This is a genomic window from Nocardia sp. NPDC058058 (assembly GCF_042885355.1).
Taxonomy (GTDB): domain Bacteria; phylum Actinomycetota; class Actinomycetes; order Mycobacteriales; family Mycobacteriaceae; genus Nocardia.
Window position 1 is genome coordinate 725,018 of record NZ_JBHVSA010000003.1, and the last position, 19,498, is coordinate 744,515.

Consider the following 19,498-nt stretch of genomic DNA (forward strand, 5'->3'; position numbering starts at 1 on the left):
CTACAAATTGATTTCGACCACCTGATGGCAACGAACAAACGTGGTCGAGTTCCCAGCCGTGGCCACACCGATAGTGTCCAAATCTATGAGGCGCACACGAGCGCAGATCTGGGGCGCCGCAGGCATCGCCCCGCTGCTGCTGATCGGAATGCTAACCGCCTGCTCGTCCGAATCGGACCCGAGCCGGGCTTCCTGCACCACCATCCCCAACGGCATCGCTCACCATCCAACCCACATGGCCGAACCCGCCAACACTGATCTGTCCCTACATCCCGAGATCGCCACCGGCTACCGCTCGGGAATGGCACCGGTCCGAACAGGAACATACGCGGTCTCGACAGCCAATCCAGTCGCCACCGAAGCGGCGTGTGCGGTGCTACGAGATGGCGGGTCCGCAGCAGACGCGCTCGTTGCCGCCCAGACCATGCTCGGTTTGGTCGAACCACAGGCCTCCGGTATCGGTGGTGGAGCATTTCTGCTCTATTACGACGCCGCCACGGCGAACATCGATGCCTACGATGGTCGCGAGACCGCCCCTGCTGCCGCGAGCCCGGACTATCTACGCTGGACCAGCAAGTCGGATCACACTGCACCACAACCGAATACACGCGCGAGCGGGCGGTCGATCGGCACACCCGGGGTACTGCGGTTACTCGAACTAGCTCATCGCGATCATGGCAGACAGTCCTGGCGCGAACTTTTCAGGCCCGCCACCGAGCTCGCCGACCAGGGGTTCAGGATCAGCCCCAGACTGGCAGCCCAGATCGCGGATTCGGCCTCCGATCTCGCTAAAGATTCCGCGTCCCGCGCCTATTTCCTGCGACCTGACGGCAGCCCCAAAGCCGCAGGAACCACATTGACCAATCCCGCCATGGCCAAGACGCTTTCGGCGATCGCGTCGGATGGGGCGGACGCGTTCTACACAGGGGCTATCGCCGCCGACATCGTTGGCTCGATCAACGACGTCTCGGGTGGGCGGTCTCCCGGACTGGCAACGATGGCTGATCTCGTCGCCTACCAGGCCAAAAAGCGCACCGCCCTGTGCGCGCCATATCGAACACATGAGATCTGCGGGATGCCCGCGCCGTCCTCGGGCGGCACTACAGTGGCGGCCACCCTGGGTATTCTCTCCACAATCGATCTGGCCTCGATGAAGCCCGAGCACACCGGAGGAGACAGCGAGGCCGCCCGCGATGGTGGCAAGCCCACTGCGACCGCGGTACACCTGATCTCCGAGGCGGAGCGTCTTGCCTACGCCGATCGCGACAAGTACATCGCCGATCCGGATTTCGTACCGTTGCCCGGCGGTTCACCGCGTACGCTAGTCGACCGCGAGTATTTGACCTTGCGCGCCGGGCTCATCGATCCCAACCACAGTATGGGCACTGCCAAAGCGGGAGACTTCGGCGCAGTATTGGTCGGGAACGGCACCCAGCAGGTTGAACACGGCACCAGCCACATAAGCATCATTGACAGTTACGGAAGCGCCGCGAGCATGACGACCACGGTCGAATCGGCCTTCGGCTCATTTCATCTGGTCGACGGATTCATTCTGAACAATCAGCTCACGGATTTCGCGGACGAACCGGTGGACCCTGAAGGCGTACCGATGGCAAATCGTCTCGAAGGGGGTAAACGTCCACGGAGCTCCATGGCGCCAACCCTGGTCTTCGATCGTACTCCCGATGGCTCTCGGGGTTCATTGTCCCATGTCACCGGGTCGCCCGGCGGTTCGGTCATCATCCAGTTCGTAGTGAAAACCCTTGTGGCCATGCTCGATTGGAATCTGGACCCACAACAGGCGGTATCGATGATCGATTTCGGCGCCGCCAATTCCGCTACCACCAATGTGGGCGGTGAACATCCTTCCGTGGATGTCACCGGCAACGGCGAACATGACGTGTTGGTACGCCGACTACGCGAACTCGGTCATCAGGTCTCGATCGCACCACAGTCGAGCGGGGCGTCGGCCCTCGCTCGCAACGGCAGTGGCTGGATCGGCGGCGCGGACCCGCGGCGCGAAGGCGCGGTCCTCGGTGACGACGCACCGCGATAGCGGTGCACTGGTGCGCCGACTGCCTGGTCGGACACCGACCAGCTCCCCACCTATGGAAATAGCGCGAGCCTCGAAGCTTGGTCGGCGGCCATAAACTCACCGCTCGCGACCTGTTGCGAAACATGGTCCGATAGAAGGGAACTCCGATGTTCGACACCAAGACACCCGCGATCCGCAGAATTGCGGCGCGGATGTGCGTTCTTGCCGCATTGGCGGCAGTACCGGTCGCCGCGATCGACAGTGCAGCTATCGCACAGCCCGAGGTTCCGGCCACCGGAATCTCCCTCGACCGCCCGCACCATGGCAATGACGGCTGGGAACGAGAAAAATCCGACTGGAGCGGTCGCCTGCCCGGCCCGCCCATCCCGGGCTTGTTTCCCCCTTCATGGGACGGCCCGCGTGACTATCGTCATGGTCGCCCGTTCCTGCCACCACGTGTGTGCAGCGGATCCTTCGGAAGCTGCTGAACCATAGAACATTTGGGTGCGCGGTGGACCTGCCGCGTACCCACAACACATACTCGATTCACCCTCGCACGCCGGGTGTGCCGTAACAACGGCCACCCGGCGTTCGTCGTTCTATCTCGCGGCCACAGGACCGCACTTTGCCGACTCGGCGCCTATGGCGGTCCGCTGACGCGCGTCCGCGCGGCTCCCCAATAGGCCATGGCAGTGGAACCTTCTGCTTCCCAACCGATTTCAGAACAGCCGTTACAACCTTCCCCGACGGGCCGAGGCCTTCTCGTCTCGGGGAATAGTTGGTACACAGATAGTGGAACACTATTTGATGTAACGCTACTCAACGGCCCGTTAGGTGTGGAATACCAACGCTGTCGAGGTGCGTGTGAATTGAGAACCGACAGCATGTAAGGAATCCGCGATGCGCGTGCACACCATCGGTAAATTCTTCGCCTTGGCCCTGCTCACCTGCGCGGTAGCGGCGACACCGGCCCTAGCCGCGACCCCGGCAACAGCAGCCCCTGCGAATCCACTTGCCGTGGTCGTCAGAGAGGGAGGTGGCCACGGCGGTCATGACGGCGACCATTCCGGCGGCAAGAACAACGGCGGCCGGACAGGTCGAGGGCCGCAGGCGAGCGCTAACGCGGACAATCGCCGTACCGACGGCCAGAACAGGAACTCCGGTAGTACACAGGGACGACGAGTCGACGAGCAGACCGTAGATTCGGACACCACCGACAATCGGCGCGGCAGTGACCGCGATCAGCCCGCAGGGGCCGGGGAGGCGCCCTGGGACAACGGCCATAGCGACGATGCGGAAAGCTTGTCTCGGGTGCCGCTTTATCGCGGTCGCTGAGCACCTACGATCGTGCCGGGAGATGATCCTCTCCCGGCACGAGGTGAACTGGCTTCAGCTCAGCACACCGTCGTAACACATGCTGGAGGACCTCCATGTTGGTGTGGGGCGGATGACCGGGGAGTCGAACACCCAATCCGAGATCGGGCCGACCGCACGCCAGAGCAGCACACCGCCAACCGCGAACAGTTCGTAGACGTCATCGGTACCTGGGATGAGCTGACTCCCGACGCAGTAGTCGTTGTAGTCGCTCCCGGGCTGACGAGCTCCGGGCGTGAATTGGCCGGTCGGATTGCCGGTACCCGGGCTGAAAACGGTATCCCCGTGACGGCCGCTCGCAGGACCGCGGAACCAGCGCGCCGCGCCGAAACCATCTGTGCCGCAGGTAAAAGGCGATCCGCCAGCATACACCGTACCTCCCTGCCGATACCCGGCACCGTCCCATAGGCATGAGGCTCGGGCAGGTTGCGCCTGCGCGGGGGCGGCCGCCAGTACGACAGTGAACGCTCCGACCGCCGCCAAGGCCGTAGACAGCAATTGCGGTCGTCGCGGCGAGCGAGGGCGGGCACTGGTTCGAATGCGTGGTGTGCTTTTGAACATCGATGTCTCCGTAACCGTCTGCCGCCGGGCACCGAGCTTCGACCAGTTCCGCGGCACTGTTGCTGACATCGAATAATGTACCGATGAATAACGGCACATTACGTGCTAGCGTGCAACCAGAGCTGGGAAGAAACGACCCTTAGGAATCGGAGCGCAACGTACTGCTTATCTCGGCGTCCTGAGCCAGGTATTGATCGATGAAGCGGTTCACCAGCTCCCCGGCCGTACGGCGGAGGATAGACCGCAGTACATCAACCCGAGCGGTGAATGCTGAAAGATCCTCCTGGGTACGATCCGAGTTCGCGAACGGTTCCCAGGCATTTTCGCGCACCATGTCCACCACTCGCCGGGAAAAACGATCCGAGTCGGCCTTCATTCGTTCGACCTCGTGCAGAGCATCGGCCATAGGCACACCCACGGCCTCGAGCCGGTCGAGCAAACCCGACAGTTCCGCTCCAACGACCCGGTAGGTCGCGGCATCCACCGGCTCGAACACCCCGGCGGCTACCACTCGCGCGAACCCATTCGGCACTTCCGCGAAACGGTTCTGCAGATCGGTAGCCGAGATGATCGCATCGTTCACATCGGACGACTGCGCCAACTGGGCCGCTTCGGGCACACCGAGCAGATCACCCAGATCATCCCCACGATCGAAAGCCGCCAGCAATTCCTTGATGCCGTTGAGCTTGATACCTCGATCGAGCAGACGACTGATAGTCCGGACTCGATTGAGATGTTCCGCGCCGTAGTATCCCGTTCTGCCGCGTACCACCGGAGGCGGTAGCACACCCCGTTCGTGATACACACGGACGCTACGCACAGTGCTGTCCGCAGCGCGCGCGAGCTCGTCGATCGTGTATTCGGGCCCTCCGGTCATACATACAGGAAACCACATCGAGGCCGGGCCGGCTCTACGCCCGGTGTCGCGCTATTCGGCGTGCCGTCACACGACGGGCTGCCGACGATGTCGCCGACTGGAACTCGATCCCGTCTGGATGTCAGGTGTTCCTTGGAACCCCTTCCCGCCGTTGGCAATTCATGCTCAGACTGGGATTCGAACCGGTTCTATTCTGTCTCGATGGATGAATCACCGCATGCACGGGTGAGCGATAGCGAACGTGAGCGCGCATTTCAGGAACTATCTAGGAATTTCACTATCGGACGCTTGACCGCGCCGGAGTTCGACGAGCGCAGTGCAGCGGTCTGGGCGGCGGACACGCGGCGTCAACTGGCCCAAACCTTCGCTGATCTTCCCGCCTCCCCTGCGGTTGTTCCAGGTTCCGAGATCGGCCCGATACCCCAATCAGTGGTGCGCGTTGGAGCGATCGCAGTCTTCGCGCTCACGTTCTGGCTGGTGCTGGACAACACCATGTGGCTATTGGCGCTCGGCGCCATCCCGATCGTACTTTTGCTCTGCCCCCACCAGCGTTGACCTTGCTACCAGCGGGTATTCGGTCGGACATGATTCGCGAGGTCCACGAGCCGGTAACGATGGAATCGATTGGAAACGGTCCGCGCCAGATCGCGCAGGTTCGACTCGAGACCCAGCCGCAACCCCGACTCTGTGCTCGGGTACCCCAGTATCATGGTGTCGGGCCGTTCCGGGCGGCCACTGCCACGAAGACATTCGAGCGCCGCGCCCAGCACAATCACCCGAAGCTGCGCGGCGCGCGGTTCCTCGGCCAGCTCCTCCAGGCGTGCGGCGGCCGCGGCCAGATCCGCGTCGGTGATCTCGGCGACTGGCCGGGAGACAAGTAGCAGACACCCGGTCAGCCGCGTGACAGTGAAATGACGTGATGTTTCCGGTACCTGATCGAGGACTTCAACCGCGCGCAGCTGCACACCATCTGCGACCAGTCGCCGGGCGACACCAACGGCAGCGCTGAGCACACCGTGGTTGACCTGCCATACAGTGCTGTAATGGTCCAACGCGGCAGACCGCCAGAACGACGAATCATCGACGGCGGGAACAGCATCCGCGGTCAACTCGGAACTGGCGGCCAGCGCCAGCAGCGGCGCGAGCTCACCCGGCAACATGGATGCCACCATCTCGAAATGTCGGTACGCACGATCGGGGTGGCGGTCCAACAGAGCCGCCACCCCGACAAACCACTCGATGCGCCAGTCGCGGACATAGCGCGGCATCAAATCGGCGAGCAGTTCACAGGCGGGCAGCGTCTGCCCCAGGTCGAGGTGGGCACGCACTGCGGTCAACGCACCTTCGAGCTCATAGGAATCCGGGGCCATGATGGTGCCGGCCAGAATCCGGCTGTGAGTGCGCCGCAGTGCGTCCAGGGCGTGCCGCGGTTCGCTGTGTAGCAACGTCGAGAAGAGGTCCGCCGAGGGATCGTCACTGTCGATGAGCGGCACGGGAAGCGCGGCGACGATATCACCGGGGTCGACACCGGGGCCCCGTACCGCACCGTTCACGATGCCGTCTGTTTGGGAGAGGAGGGTATTGATCCCGAAATCACCACGCATGGAACCGAATTCGACAGATGGCTGTGGTTGCTCGGTGCCGGAGTCAGTGGCGAGCACCATACGTAGCACACCTGCCAGCTGACAGTACATCGAGTAGGCGGAAGGAAAGCGGCGCTCCGGCACGGTGGCGGTCGACCGAAGCAGCAGACGGTACAGCGCCGGATACCGACGTAGTACCAAGCGATCACCGGGTTCGGGTATACCGGGCAAGTAGTTTCCGTTCTCATCCCGGCCCAAATCCAGCACCAGCGCCGCAAGAGTGCGGCCGACCGAATAGATATCCGAGGCAATCGTGGGGCCGGTGTCGGTTATCTCGGGCGCCTGGTACCCAGGCGTGCCGTAGAGACTGCCGAACGAGTCCATCGCGGCAACCGCACCGAGATCGATGAGTTTCACCTCGTCGTCGGTGACCATCACATTGTCCGGCTTGAGGTCGTTATAGGCGAGCCCGAAGGCGTGCAAATAGTCCAGCGCCGGAAGGACCTCCATCACGTAAGCAATGGCCTCAGCGGCAGGCAGGCGATCACCACGGAGCTCGAGCAGGGATTTGAGCGATCTGCCGCCGAGGTACTCCATCACGATGTAGCCATCCGGCGTACCGGCGCCGGTGCGGTGCTTGACAAAGTTGTAAATCTTGACGATCCCGGGATGCGCTACCTCGGAGAGAAACTGGCGTTCGGCCAGGGCCACCACATTGGCCTCGAAATCGAGTGGGTTCTGTAGACCTTTGAGCACTACCGGACGATCGCTCACATTGTGGTCCACGGCCAGATAGATCCATCCCAAGCCGCCGTGGGCAAGACAGCCCTGCACTTCGTATTGTTCGGCGATCAGGTCGCCCGGTGCGAGCAGTGGGCGAAAGTTGAAGGGAGAGTGGCAATGTTCGCATTCACCCGTTGCCACCGCGGGACGGTCCCGACTATGGCGACCGACCGGCCGATCGCAGTTCCAGCAGAAGCGTTTGTGTTCGGGAACCTCGGGATTGTCCAATACCACTCGCAGGGGGTCGATGGGATCGACCCTGGGTAACTCCACCAAACCACCACCGAGACGACGAACGCTGGGACGTGATCTTGCGCTGCGACCAGAGAATCCGGCAGCATCAAGGTCCCGGTCGGGCAGGCCCGCCGTGATAGCCGTCGAGTTCGAAAACCACTGCGAGACATTGCTTCTCGCTCCCGCAATAGGATTCGGGGCAGACGCGATTTCCGTATGGCCCGGTCGCCGGGTCGCCCAAGGGTTCACCATCCGCTGTGGCACCTCCGTGCCCCGCACCCGCCGATCTGCCCACGGGTTGGTCGAGCGACGATCGGATGTGCTGGGTTGGTCCGGCATGGATACCTCTCGCCCACCATAGAATCGAGGTCCCATTCTGGGGTCTGCGGGAACACCATGCGCACAGCGCATTCCCCACCGTGGGAAGGGATTTCGCCACGATGGGGTACGCGTCGCCGTTACTACTCCTGGTCGTCCTTCGGCTCCGCTGTCATGAGTACGGCGGGCGCGTCCTGCAAGCGAGGACGTCGCTCGACCACCACCGGATACTGGCCGGTGAAGCCCTCGCGCTCGGCAGCCAGGCGCCGAACACGCTTGCGCACCAGGAACCATCCGCCGACCAGAACCGGCGCCATCACCAGCAATGTGCCGAGCACCGCGCCGCGCTGAACCTGATCATCACCGAAAGCCATCAGCGCGACCACGCCTGCCAGGAAGACCAGGGTCGCGACGCTCGTGTACGGCGCACCTATCAAGCGGAATGCTGGTCGCTCGACTTGCCCGGCCCGCCATTGCCGCCACAATTGCAACTGGCACAGAATGATCGCGGTCCACGATGCGACAGTTCCCAACGCGGACATGTTGAGCACGATCTCGAACGCCTGGTTCGGAACCACAGCGTTGAGCACCACACCGATCAGCGCGATCGCCCCGGTGGCAAGGATGCCGACATAAGGAACACCGGTGCGAGACATGCGGGCCGCTACGACGGGGGCGCTGCCATTCATCGACATCGAGCGCAGGATCCGCCCTGTCGAGTACAGACCAGCGTTGAGGCTGGAGAACGCGGCTGTGAGTACCACCATGTTCATGATCGAACCAGCCGCAGGCACACCGAGTTTAGCGAAGAAGGTGACGAACGGGCTCACTCCAGCGTGATAGGCAGTATACGGGAGCAGCAGCGCCAACAGGACCAGCGAGCCGACGTAGAACAGGGCAATACGAGCGATCACCGAGTTGATTGCCCGGGGCATGATCTTCTCCGGGTTCTCCGCCTCACCAGCTGCGGTACCGACCAATTCGACTGCCGCATAAGCGAATACGACGCCTGTCGTGACCAGCACCAAGGGTGTCATACCAACCGGGAATAGCCCGCCATGGTCGGCGATAACGCCGAAGCCGGTGGCCTGGCCATCAACCTTGAACCGCCCCACCAGAATAACCGAGCCGATTATCAGGAACAGGACCAGCGCGATTACCTTGACCAGGGCAGCCCAGAACTCGAGTTCGCCGAACCAGCGCACCGAGATGAGGTTGATGCTCACGACGATCGCGAGTGCGATGAGCGCGATCAACCATTGCGGAATCGCCTGTAGCGCACCCCAGTAGTGAATGTACGTCGCGACGGCGGTGATATCGACGATACCGGTCATACACCAGTGAAAGAAGTACATCCAGCCGACCGCGAAAGCCAGTTTCTCCCCGTAGAACTCACGTGCGTAGGAGACGAACGAACCCGAGGAGGGGCGGTGCAGTACGAGTTCGCCCAACGCCCGCAGTACGAAGAAGACGAACACGCCGCAGATCGCGTAAACCAGGAACAGACCAGGCCCGGCACCGGCCAGTCGCCCGCCCGCGCCCAGGAAGAGTCCGGTGCCGATGGCTCCGCCGATCGCGATCATCTGCAACTGACGCGGGCGGAGCGACTTGTGATACCCCGCGTCCTCGTCGGCCAAGGCGCTACTGGGCGCATCGGGCGGGTGAACGGTAGTCATGTGGAGACCTTTCAGGTGATACGGCTCATATCGCTACATAACGTACCGCTATATAGCGGTACGTACAATAGGTATGGTGAGTTGATGTAACACCGAATCCGCCGTTCAGCGATCCCTCCCCCTGGGAACTCGGGCCCTTGACAAGTGGACCTAGCCGCTATATATCGATACATTCATTGAGTCACATAGCCCGGAGGCTCGCATGTCATGGTTCGAACGCGAGTTCATCGCGGTCCCCGAGACCCAGAAGAACCAGCTCGTTTATAAATGGCCGGATCTGAACATCCGGCGATTCAGCCGCGTCCTGGTCAATGCGGATGAAACCGCGCTGTTCGTCCGATCCGGCAAAGTGATCGCGACACTGGGTCCGGGCCGACATCGAATCGACGCGGATGAACTGCCGGTCCTGGGCGCACTGATGGATACGCTGACCGGTGGCAACTTCTACCGTGCCGAAATGTACTTCGTCTCCGCACGAGAGTTGCCCGGCATCAAGTTCGGCGGACGGCTCACCGATATCGTCGACCCACTCAGCGAACAGGTGGTCACGTTGCGGGCCTTCGGTGAGTTCGCGCTGTCGGTCCGCGATCCGGCCGAATTGATCACCGGGCTCGTAGGCACCGCTGACCCGGCCGATCCGACCGCGGCACCACGCTGGTGCGCAGACCTTCTTCTCAAATGTATGAAAATATTTATTGCACAAGGTATTTCGCGCCGCGACTGGCCGGTGCTCGGCCTGTCTGGGCATCTTGCACAGATCGAGTCCACGGTACTGCGCGAGACCAATGTCCTGCTCTACGATTACGGCCTGCGTGTACCGCGTATGGGCAACTTCGACATCACCCTGGCCGCCGAGGATGCCGATCGACTCAAGCGGCTTGCCAAGGACCGCACCTACGTGCGCCTGACAGGCGACTTCAATCGGTACGCAGCGGGAGAAATGGCTATCGGAGCGGGCCATGGTATGGCGCGCGGCGGAGGAGGCAGCGCGGACATCGGATTCCTCGGCGCGGCATTGGGATTGAACGCTCTGCAGCAACCCACCGGCACGCGCGTGCCGCTCCCGGCCAAGGGATCTCAGGTGTGCCCGCAGTGTCAAAGTCTCAGGTCTGCCGACGCGCGGTTCTGCGGCGACTGCGGTACCGAACTCAATGCGCACCCAGCCTGCCGGAATTGCGCCGCGGAGTTACGAGATACCGCGAAATTCTGCGGTAACTGCGGCACCGCACGGCACTGATCACCGACTCTTGTTTCCCACCAACCCGATTCGCTGTCCGAGCCGGTTTCCCAGCCCGGACAGCGCACCTCATTTCATTCCTGAGCGGCCGAGGTGGCGGCGACCGAATCCGCACCGCCGGCCATGCTGCGCACCTGTCGCGCCGCGACCGAGAGCGTAGCCAGGTCCAGGACACCGGTGGCGAAAATCTCCGCGAGCGCGGCACGTGCCCTGACCAGACGGGAACGGTTGATCGACTCCCAGTACGCGATCTTGTCGGCGGTGCTGTCCTCGGTGGCGGTGGTGTTCAGCACGTCGAGGGTCAGCGCACGCAGCGAGTCGTACAGATCATCACGAACCGCGAGGCGTGCCAGCGTGCGCCAGCGATCGCTGCGCTCCAAACCAACCACCGCATCGAGCAGGCGCTGGATATCGAAGTGCTGGTCGAGGGAGTAATAGAGCGATACGACATCACGCGCCTCACGGTCGGCGAGTTCGGCGACATCGATGACATCCAGTAGCGGATAACGGTGAATAAGCAGATATACCTGCTCCGCCAGATCTCGTGGGGCACCCCGGGTGATCGCGGCCTGGGACCTGGCAAGCAAGGTATCGGCGATACGTCCGGGCTGCCAGGCGGGCACCATCGGGCTCAGCGCTCGCACGCCAAGCCGATAGCGTGCGATATCAGCGCCGATCGCGATCGGCTGCGGCCGGTTCGTCAACAACCAACGCGACGCGCGATCCAGGGTGCGTTTGGTCTCCAACTCCAGTTCATCGCGCACCTTTGTCGGCAAAGGCGTGGTGCGGATGCGATGCCAAAGTGCGTGCAGATCGAAAATCTCCGTGACCGCGGTGAACGCGCGTATCGCGTCCTCGGTCGTGACGCCCATCTCCTCAGCGAGCCGAAAGACGTAGGTTGTGCCGCCGTAGTCGACCACGCGGTTGACGATTGTCGTGGCGATGATCTGCCGGCGTAGCGGATGCCGTTGCAGGGCAACGCCGAACCTTTCGCGCAACGGCTCCGGGAAATAGCCGAGCAGTGCGGCCGAGAACGCAGGATGATCCGGCAGACTACCTGCCAGCAGTTCGCGCTTGATCGAAAGCTTCACATGTGCAAGTAGGTTTGCCAGTTCTGGCGAGGTCAGGCCGGTACCGGACGCGATTCGCCGTTCCATGTCCACGTCCGTCGGGAGCGCCTCCAAGGTGCGGTCCAACCCGAACCGAGTTTCCAGATCGGTGAGCACTCGCCTATGTACCGCGGCCATCTGCGGGGCATGCGCACGCGAGATCCCGAGCCGAAAGTTCTGCGAGATATTGTCGCGCAGAACGAGTTCGGCGACCTCCTCCGTCATCGAGGCCAGCAGTAGATTTCGTTCGGTGATCGGCATCTCGCCGGCAGCGACCACACTGTCCAGTAGGACTTTGATATTGACCTCGTGGTCAGAGCAGTCCACGCCGGCGGAATTGTCAACCGCATCGGTATTGCATTTGCCGCCGCCCAGGCTGAACTCGATTCGACCCAGCGCGGTAATACCGAGATTGCCGCCCTCACCGATCACCTTGACACGCAAATCTTTCGCGTCGACCCGCACCGCGTCGTTCGATTTGTCGCCGACCTCAGTGTTGTTTTCTTTGGCAGCCTTGATGTAAGTTCCTATACCGCCGTTCCAGAGCAGTTGCGCCGGGGCCTTCACAATGGCGCGAATGAGTTCGAGCGGGGACAACATGGCGACTCCGGAATCCAAGGCCAATGCCGTGCGCACAGCGGTGGTGATCGGAATGGACTTCACCGTGCGGTCGAAAACGCCGCCGCCCTCGCTGATCAGCGCGCGATCGTAATCCGCCCACGAAGAACGCGGCAGCGCGAACATGCGCTCGCGCTCGACGAACGAGCGTTCGGCGTCGGGATTGGGATCCAGGAAGATATTGCGATGGTCGAACGCGGCCACCAGGCGGATATGCCGGGACAGCAGCATGCCGTTGCCGAATACGTCGCCGCTCATATCGCCGACGCCGACCACGGTGAAATCCGTTGTCTGGGTGTCGATATCCATTTCGGCGAAATGCCGCTTCACCGATTCCCAGGCGCCGCGAGCGGTAATGCCCATGGCCTTGTGGTCGTAACCCACCGACCCGCCGGAGGCGAATGCGTCACCCAGCCAGAAGCCGTACCGGTTCGCCACATCGTTGGCGATATCGGAGAAGGTGGCGGTGCCCTTATCGGCCGCGACCACCAGATAGGTGTCGTCCTCGTCGAGGCGGCGCACCCGCGCGGGCGGAATCACCTGTCCGGTAGCGCGATCCACATTGTCGGTGACATCGAGCAGACCGGAGATGAAGGTGCGGTAGCACTCCACGCCCTCGTTCTGCAGGGCCTGGCGATCGTTGACCGGATCGGTGGTGGCCAGCGGCGGCTGTTTCACCACGAAGCCGCCCTTGGCCCCGACCGGCACGATGACCGCGTTCTTCACCGCCTGCGCCTTGACCAGGCCCAGGATCTCGGTGCGGAAATCCTCCAGGCGGTCGGACCAGCGCAACCCGCCGCGCGCCACCGGACCGAAGCGCAGGTGCACGCCCTCGACCCGGGGCGAGTACACGAAGATCTCGAATTGCGGACGGGGCTCGGGCAATACGGCGACGCGGCGGGGATCGAACTTGAATGACAGATAGTCCCGCCGGCCGCCGATCCGATCGGTGCGAAAGTAGCTGGTGCGCAAGGTCGCGCCAATCAGGCCGAGCAGGGCACGCAGAATCCGGTCGGTGTCGAGGCTGACCACCGCGTCGATCTCCGCATTCAACTCCTCCTCGAGGGTGATCCCCCGGATAGTGGCGAGCTCGCCCGCCCGAGCTGGATCGAAACGAGCCTCGAACAATTCGGTGAAGGCGCGCGCGATATGTGGATGGCTCTGTAGTACCCGGGTGATGTTGCCGTAGGAGTACGCGAAACCCGCCTGCTGCAGATAGCGAGCGTAGGCGCGCAGGAACGCGATCTGCCGCCAGGCCAGGCCCGCGCGCAATACAAGTTCGTTGAGTCCGTCGATCTCGATAGCACCGAACCACATAGCGGTCACCGCATCAGCGAACCGCTGCCGAATATCGTTGCCTGGCAAGGAATCCTGTGTGTCGATGTCGGCGGCAATCCGCAGCCCGAAATCGTAGATCCAGCGCCGCGAGCCGTCCGCCAGCACCAGCGGGTAGGGTCTTTCATCAAGCACCTCGACGCCGAGGCTGTGCAACATGGGTAGTGCGCGACTCAGAGAAACCTCCGCACCGTGGACGTAGAGCGTAAATCGCCACTCTCCCGCACGTGCGTCCGGAAGCCTGTCCAGGTGGGTGTCGATCTCGCCATCGGCCAGGGCGCGTAGACGCCGCAGATCGGATAGTCCACGCACTGGCGAGAATTCCTGCTGATATGTGGACGGTAAGGCGGCGGCATAGTCGGCGGCGACCTCAGGCGGCACTCCCGAGCCTCGCGCGGCTTCGGCGACTAGTAGATCGGACCAAGACCGGGTGGTGGCGAAGAGCAATTCCTGAATCCGCGCCCGGTTTTCCTCCGAGACATCAGCCGCAGTAGCGCCGACGGGTCGATGCACAGTGAAATAGACAACGGCGAGCTCGGACTCGGTGGCCCGCGCTGAATAGTCGATCTTTTCGCCACCGAACTCAGCACTTAGCACATCGCGCATCCGCAGCCGTACCTCGGTGGAGTAGCGGTCCCGAGGCAGATAGACCAGGCAGTACACCGCACCGCTGCGGGGCTCGGGCCGCAGGAAAAGCCGTACCTGTCGGCGCAGGCCCAGATCCATGACCGCAGACACTGTTTCGAACAAGCGGCTGGCGTCGGTGGCGAACAACTCGGCACGCGGGAAGGTCTGCAACAGTTCAAGCAACTCCTGGCCGGAGAACGAGCTCAGGCCGAAACCCGCCCATTCCATCACCTGGTGCACGCGCCGCGAGATCACTGGAATGTCCAGGATGTTTTCATGCTGGCCGGCAACCGTGAAGGTTCCGATGAAAACGTGCGTGCCGCGACTCGACTCGGTCGAGGCCAGATCCGTGACACTGACAATGTAACCATCGGGGGAACCGGGCAATACTCCATCCAAGGAACCGTTGGCCACGCACAGAACCGGTCGGCCAGGGGTGGCCGCAGGGATGTCCAGCTCCGCGTCCACTCGATCGTGCAGCACTCCCAGTCCAGCCTTGCGCAACAATTCGGGGTGCCCGCTTGCTATGGGATCTTTTGCGGCACTGTGATATCCGTATCCCAGCAGAGTGAAGCGTCCGTCAGCGAGCCAGCGCAGCAGGGGCGCGTAGTCGGTGATCTCGGCGTCGCTTTCGCGGGTTGCGGATCGGTCGAGCGTCGCAGCCACGGTGGACAGCGTTGTCGCCATGGCGGCACTGTCGCGGGCTACTCGGCGGATTGTAGCGAGCAGACTTGGCAGAGCGTGTTCGATGCGATCGAAGAGGGCTTCGTCGATCGCCGAGCTGAGTTGCACATGAATCCAGGATTCGGCGACTATTTGGCCGCTCGCTTCGGGGTGAGCGCCGGTGCCCGGGGCGATAGCACGCAATCGGCCCTGGTTATCACGCAAGACATCGAAAACCGGGTGGATAATCTCACTGACGACGATTCCGAGTCGGCGCAGCAGGGAAGAGACCGAATCGACCAACAGCGGCATATCGTCGTTGACGATCTGGATGGCCGCGCCGAGTCCACTGTCGTCGCCGGGACGGTAGACGCGGGTGACCGCTTTGCCCAGGCGACGTGACGCCGCCAGCTCGAGATGCTGACGGAAGATCTGCCCGGCACGGTCGGTCACCATCGCGACCGTCGCGTCCGGTCGTATCCAGCGAAAATAGACCGCCTCGAGGTCCGCTGGGTCTTCACGGAGCTTCCGCCACGAAAGCATTTGCAGCGTGGTCGCCACCATGGTCCGCACCTTCCCGAGATTCGAGCCGCACCCTGCGGTCACAGCACCATTTCAATGTACCATTATTTAACGGCTCGTTATTCACTGTAACATGCCGTCATCGGAGCAACCCGGATCGCAACAGAAAGCCACGAGCGGCAGCAGCACTGGGTAGCGAGCCAGTCTCGAGTCGCAGGCCCGACTGGGTATCCGCGTACCAGATATTCCAGGTGAGACTGATCGCGATGAATGCCGCGCCGTCGGCTACCACCGTTGGCCGGGCAGATCGCCACTGCCGCACATCATTCGAAAGTTGATCGGCACCCACTACCCGCACCGCGAACGCCAGCTCATGGCCCCCACCGATTCCCGCGGCCAGGAGCGGATCCCCGGCCGCGATCACGCACAGTTCGCCACCTTGTCCGGATTCATGACAGGTCGCGGCGGAGCTCAAGGTCTGCGGCAATGTCTGGACCGCTGTTGTCCAGCCAGCTGGATGCAGGTCCGGCCCCCAGAACCGCATCAGGCAGATGACCACCGCCGCCAACGCCACCACGGCCACCAGCGCGGCGCGCCACTGCTGAACCGGCGAGCTCGCGCCGGTGGCCGCCTTCACCAGGTCTCCAACGGACCTCCCCGCTGGCCCTATCACCTTCTCGGCGCCAGCGATGGCAGGTCCGATCAGGGCCAGAGGATCGCCGGCCACCGCCTTGGCCAGGGGCGCACCGCAGTGCACGCAGCTGGCCGCGCCACCGGGGCTGCGGTGCGCACAGTAGTCACAGATCAGATCAAGAATGGTCAATGTCCCGTGACCACCATCGAAGACAGCGCGATCGAATTGATCGCCGGATCACCCTTGGACTCCAGGACCGTCACCACGATCTTGGTCGTGCTGATCTCCGGGTTTACTTTCGTGACAACCAAAGCACGTTGATCCAGAGTTTGCTGGGTATAAGTGGTCGCATTGGCGTCGTCGAATTTATACGAAATCCGGCTGGCAGTACGGTATTTCGCCCACTGATCCGCACCATCCGAGCCGATCGAGTCCCAGCCGGGCACCATTCCGATCGAATCGACCCGGTAGGAGCGGCCCAGATCGATGATGAGGACCTGACCGTCGACCCTGTAGGCCCGCGGGCACGACCAAGCCTTACCGGTTCCCACGAACGCGTCCATAGCCGGCGTGCCACCGGGCGGACAGTGCGATTGGGCGGATTTGATTTGGATGGCGGAACCAGCAGTCGGGGTGGTGGATGTGGACGGGGTTGGACCAGCCGGGTTCACCGGGCCGGTAGCAGTAGCGATCACGGTCCGATTGCCCGCAGAATCGGGCGAGCCGCCGGAGGTCAGAATCGCCACCACTACCACGAGCAGCAGCGCGCCCCCGATTGCCAACGCAACCTTGGGTTTACGCGCCCGCAAGACTAGATCGCGAATCGGACTGGCGAACCGCGCGGCGCCGGGATCGGAGGCTCTGGACGAGGCCGACGGCTCCGTGTTCTCCTCGGCGGATGGTGCGGGCGCGAGATTCCCTGCGGGCGGCGGCGGGGCATAATCCGGCCAATCGAACCCCGAGTTCGCGCTCTCCCCATTCAGTAGAGCGAGAATTCGCTCACTGGCCTTCGGGCCGCTACCAGAGTTGACCGCCGCATCGGGGAACGCCTCGGGAGCGAACGGATGATCGTCATCGAGTCCACTGAGCGGATCCGCTGCAGGCGGACCCGCCCAACCCAAAGATGGGTCGGACAGCAACGCCTCCAGGACCGCTTCCCGGTGTTGGAGAAAGATATCCGCCGGGTCCGTGTCGGGCATGGCTCGGATCGTATCCAGGCGAACCGCGAATTAGAATTCACGCTATTCCCGCTGCCGAGAAGTTCCTTTCGGCATTCAGCCTCTCCGCTCTCCTGTGACGAAATACTCCGGAGGCACGTCGAATACCCGAGCCAGCGCGATAATCAAATCGAGTCGAGGAATGGCATCACCATGAATAAGTCGATACAGACCTGATTGGGATACAGGTACGTCGGGATACGCGAGCTCCAGGTGCTGTGCAAGTGAATACAAGGTCAGCGATCTGGTGGCTCCGTCCTCTGTCGACACCATCGATTCGGAGATCAACGCCGACAGCTTGCGCGAGAATATCGCCGCAGCCGCCTGACGTGGACTCGGTTCATCGTCCTCGCCGACCGACCGGCCGTCACCATCACGTGATTGAGAATCCGCTACCACGCCCAAGGACACTACTTCCCCACCTCGATTCATTTCATGGATTAGGGACCGAAGCCGGTGAACCCACCGGCGTCGGCAACACTGCGGCAGAGTCGGGCCCGGCGATCGGGAGACCCGGCGGCTGTTCGAAGTACCTGGTCTCGCCGCGAGGCTCGATCAGGTCGACCCGCACCGTACGCATCGGAATACCGATCTCGACCGTGGCCTCATCGACCTGCTCGATCGCCAGATCCGCAGACCTGCGCGGCCGGGTACCCGGATCACCGATGGTGACCGTGGCATTGGCCCCGGAACCGCGCGGTGACATCCGGTCGAACACCTCCAGGGTGGCCGGCGGGGTATCCGGATCTTCCTGGAGGTCACCGGGATCGGCCGCCAACCGTAGCGACAGCGGATCACCAACAGCGCTGACCAGCGGGATCCACGCGTGCGGGCGGGAGGAGTGCACCCGCACGCTGGCCCCTACCACCATCGCACGCAGGACAATCTGCTGCGCGACCGGCAACGCCGCCCGGATATCGACCGACCGGCGCCGCGGGTGATACGGGACCGGATCGAACAATGGCAGCGCCAAGGTGTGCTGTGGCTGACCGCTGATCGCGCCCAGGATCTGGCCGTTCGGGCCGATGGGCACAACGAGTTCGGCGAGTACCTCCGCAGGGGCAAGATCACCGCCTCGATCGGCGCGAGGCAGTTCACGGATCGATCTCTCCCCCGGCAACGTGGCCAGGAAGGCATCGGACTGGCGGCCGATCAGCGGGCGAAGGTACCCGGGCAGTGGACCCTCCGGCTCGGGGCCCAAAAATCGAACCAATCCGCGCGGCCCGTGCTCGCCACTGGACAGTCCGATCACCACGGTGGTCCAGCCACGATTCCAACTCCAGCAATCGTCGAGAACCGCATCGCCGAGACGTGTCCAGTCGACGAGGAAGCTGGCCACCTGCCGTCCCGAATTGCCCATAGCGAGGTGATCCCACTCCTCCCGCAAGTCTGGTAGCCGAACCCCCGTATGCAGCAGCAACGTCGCCTCATGGACCGCGGCGGCGGGCAGCGACCGAGCTAGAATCCCATGCTCGCGCAGCCTGGTCGCGATCCGATGGGTGGCCGCCGCCAAGGCTCGTGGAGCCGTCACCTCGCACGAGCCGCGCCGGGTCAGAGTCTCCAGATTCCGATGCTGATCCAGGCGTACCACCAGCCAAGTCAGCCGGTCACCGATCACCGGATGCGAGCCGATCAACTGGTCGTACAACATGCTGTAGTCGCCGTTCGAGCGGGCACGACGGCCCGTGGTCACGATATCGATATCGACGGTGATGCCGTACTGCTCCAGCAGTGGGAGTAGCAGGGCGATCGGGAGCGTGTCCTCGGTGTATACAGTCTGGTCGGTGATGATTGTCGGCAGATCGAGATTCGGCACGAGTTGGATCATCGCCACCAGTACGGTATCGCCCACACGAATACCGCACGGACCGGCTGCGGTCTCGACATCGATCACCTCGGCCATTGCGGCGCGGCGGGTTACCCGTGCGGCGCGCCCGAAACGATAGCCCCCCCAGATCACCAGCCACTCCACTGGTGTCCGGGAATGCACACGCAGCACGGTCGCCGCCATCGCGACCGAAGCCACGATCGCGATCGTCCACCATGGCGTTCGGGCCGACATCGCGGCCAGCACTGGACCGCCGCCGATAACCAC

Annotated in this window: 13 protein-coding genes and 1 pseudogene; 5 read left to right on the forward strand and 9 right to left on the reverse strand. The window is 62.9% G+C overall.

Going from position 1 to position 19,498, the window contains the following annotated elements; translation table 11 throughout:
- The first annotated feature begins 85 nt into the window (after nt 1-85).
- From ACFVUS_RS26975 to ACFVUS_RS26985, 3 genes are all read left to right on the forward strand, one after another.
- Nucleotides 86-2,056: a gamma-glutamyltransferase family protein gene (locus ACFVUS_RS26975; RefSeq protein WP_387772113.1), complete on the forward strand. Its 1,971-nt coding sequence runs from the start codon at nt 86-88 to the stop codon at nt 2,054-2,056.
- Between the two features lie 146 nt (nt 2,057-2,202).
- Complete coding sequence (locus ACFVUS_RS26980; RefSeq protein ID WP_387772116.1) at nt 2,203-2,523, forward strand: hypothetical protein; 321 nt, start codon at nt 2,203-2,205, stop codon at nt 2,521-2,523.
- A gap of 412 nt (nt 2,524-2,935) precedes the next feature.
- Nucleotides 2,936-3,370 (forward strand): hypothetical protein, encoded by a 435-nt coding sequence (locus ACFVUS_RS26985; protein ID WP_387772119.1) that lies wholly within the window; start codon nt 2,936-2,938, stop codon nt 3,368-3,370.
- Nucleotides 3,371-4,109: 739 nt separating this feature from the next.
- Here ACFVUS_RS26985 and ACFVUS_RS26990 read toward each other — a convergent pair.
- Nucleotides 4,110-4,589, reverse strand: a complete 480-nt coding sequence (locus tag ACFVUS_RS26990) for a hypothetical protein (protein WP_387774771.1) — start codon at nt 4,587-4,589, stop codon at nt 4,110-4,112.
- Between the two features lie 99 nt (nt 4,590-4,688).
- A pseudogene (locus tag ACFVUS_RS26995) lies at nt 4,689-4,865 on the reverse strand (MerR family transcriptional regulator); the annotation flags it as partial.
- A 183-nt stretch (nt 4,866-5,048) separates the two neighbouring features.
- Between ACFVUS_RS26995 and ACFVUS_RS27000 the strand changes: the two are divergent.
- Nucleotides 5,049-5,402 (forward strand): DUF1707 domain-containing protein, encoded by a 354-nt coding sequence (locus ACFVUS_RS27000; RefSeq protein ID WP_387772122.1) that lies wholly within the window; start codon nt 5,049-5,051, stop codon nt 5,400-5,402.
- A gap of 5 nt (nt 5,403-5,407) precedes the next feature.
- Here the strand turns inward: ACFVUS_RS27000 and ACFVUS_RS27005 are convergent, their stop codons facing one another.
- Both ACFVUS_RS27005 and ACFVUS_RS27010 read right to left on the reverse strand, forming a co-directional pair.
- On the reverse strand, nt 5,408-7,822 hold the full coding sequence (locus ACFVUS_RS27005) for a tetratricopeptide repeat protein (protein WP_387772125.1): 2,415 nt from the start codon (nt 7,820-7,822) through the stop codon (nt 5,408-5,410).
- A gap of 86 nt (nt 7,823-7,908) precedes the next feature.
- Nucleotides 7,909-9,441: an amino acid permease gene (locus ACFVUS_RS27010; protein ID WP_387772128.1), complete on the reverse strand. Its 1,533-nt coding sequence runs from the start codon at nt 9,439-9,441 to the stop codon at nt 7,909-7,911.
- Between the two features lie 202 nt (nt 9,442-9,643).
- On the opposite strand from ACFVUS_RS27010, the gene ACFVUS_RS27015 reads away from it, so the two are divergent.
- Entirely contained in the window at nt 9,644-10,678 is a 1,035-nt protein-coding gene (locus tag ACFVUS_RS27015; protein WP_387772131.1) for an SPFH domain-containing protein, read from the forward strand.
- Nucleotides 10,679-10,752: 74 nt separating this feature from the next.
- Here the strand turns inward: ACFVUS_RS27015 and ACFVUS_RS27020 are convergent, their stop codons facing one another.
- From ACFVUS_RS27020 to eccE, 5 genes are all read right to left on the reverse strand, one after another.
- On the reverse strand, nt 10,753-15,594 hold the full coding sequence (locus ACFVUS_RS27020; protein ID WP_387772134.1) for an NAD-glutamate dehydrogenase: 4,842 nt from the start codon (nt 15,592-15,594) through the stop codon (nt 10,753-10,755).
- 97 nt (nt 15,595-15,691) lie between these two features.
- Nucleotides 15,692-16,189: a hypothetical protein gene (locus ACFVUS_RS27025; RefSeq protein WP_387772137.1), complete on the reverse strand. Its 498-nt coding sequence runs from the start codon at nt 16,187-16,189 to the stop codon at nt 15,692-15,694.
- 182 nt (nt 16,190-16,371) lie between these two features.
- Nucleotides 16,372-17,385, reverse strand: coding sequence for a discoidin domain-containing protein (locus tag ACFVUS_RS27030; protein ID WP_387772140.1), 1,014 nt, complete (start codon nt 17,383-17,385; stop codon nt 16,372-16,374).
- Between the two features lie 75 nt (nt 17,386-17,460).
- Nucleotides 17,461-17,814 carry a helix-turn-helix domain-containing protein gene (locus ACFVUS_RS27035; RefSeq protein ID WP_387772143.1) on the reverse strand — a complete coding sequence of 118 codons (354 nt, stop codon included), beginning with the start codon at nt 17,812-17,814 and terminating at the stop codon, nt 17,461-17,463.
- 22 nt (nt 17,815-17,836) lie between these two features.
- Nucleotides 17,837-19,498, reverse strand: a complete 1,662-nt coding sequence (eccE, locus tag ACFVUS_RS27040) for a type VII secretion protein EccE (RefSeq protein ID WP_387774717.1) — start codon at nt 19,496-19,498, stop codon at nt 17,837-17,839.

What these genes read in the sequence shown, in the direction of transcription:
- ACFVUS_RS27010 (WP_387772128.1), bottom strand. Translation starts at nt 9,441, where the DNA reads ATGACTACCGTTCACCCGCCCGATGCGCCCAGTAGCGCCTTGGCCGAC.
- ACFVUS_RS27020 (WP_387772134.1), bottom strand. Translation starts at nt 15,594, where the DNA reads ATGGTGGCGACCACGCTGCAAATGCTTTCGTGGCGGAAGCTCCGTGAA.
- ACFVUS_RS26980 (WP_387772116.1), top strand. Translation starts at nt 2,203, where the DNA reads ATGTTCGACACCAAGACACCCGCGATCCGCAGAATTGCGGCGCGGATG.
- ACFVUS_RS27015 (WP_387772131.1), top strand. Translation starts at nt 9,644, where the DNA reads ATGTCATGGTTCGAACGCGAGTTCATCGCGGTCCCCGAGACCCAGAAG.
- ACFVUS_RS27000 (WP_387772122.1), top strand. Translation starts at nt 5,049, where the DNA reads ATGGATGAATCACCGCATGCACGGGTGAGCGATAGCGAACGTGAGCGC.
- ACFVUS_RS27005 (WP_387772125.1), bottom strand. Translation starts at nt 7,822, where the DNA reads ATGGGACCTCGATTCTATGGTGGGCGAGAGGTATCCATGCCGGACCAA.
- ACFVUS_RS26975 (WP_387772113.1), top strand. Translation starts at nt 86, where the DNA reads ATGAGGCGCACACGAGCGCAGATCTGGGGCGCCGCAGGCATCGCCCCG.
- ACFVUS_RS27030 (WP_387772140.1), bottom strand. Translation starts at nt 17,385, where the DNA reads ATGCCCGACACGGACCCGGCGGATATCTTTCTCCAACACCGGGAAGCG.
- ACFVUS_RS26985 (WP_387772119.1), top strand. Translation starts at nt 2,936, where the DNA reads ATGCGCGTGCACACCATCGGTAAATTCTTCGCCTTGGCCCTGCTCACC.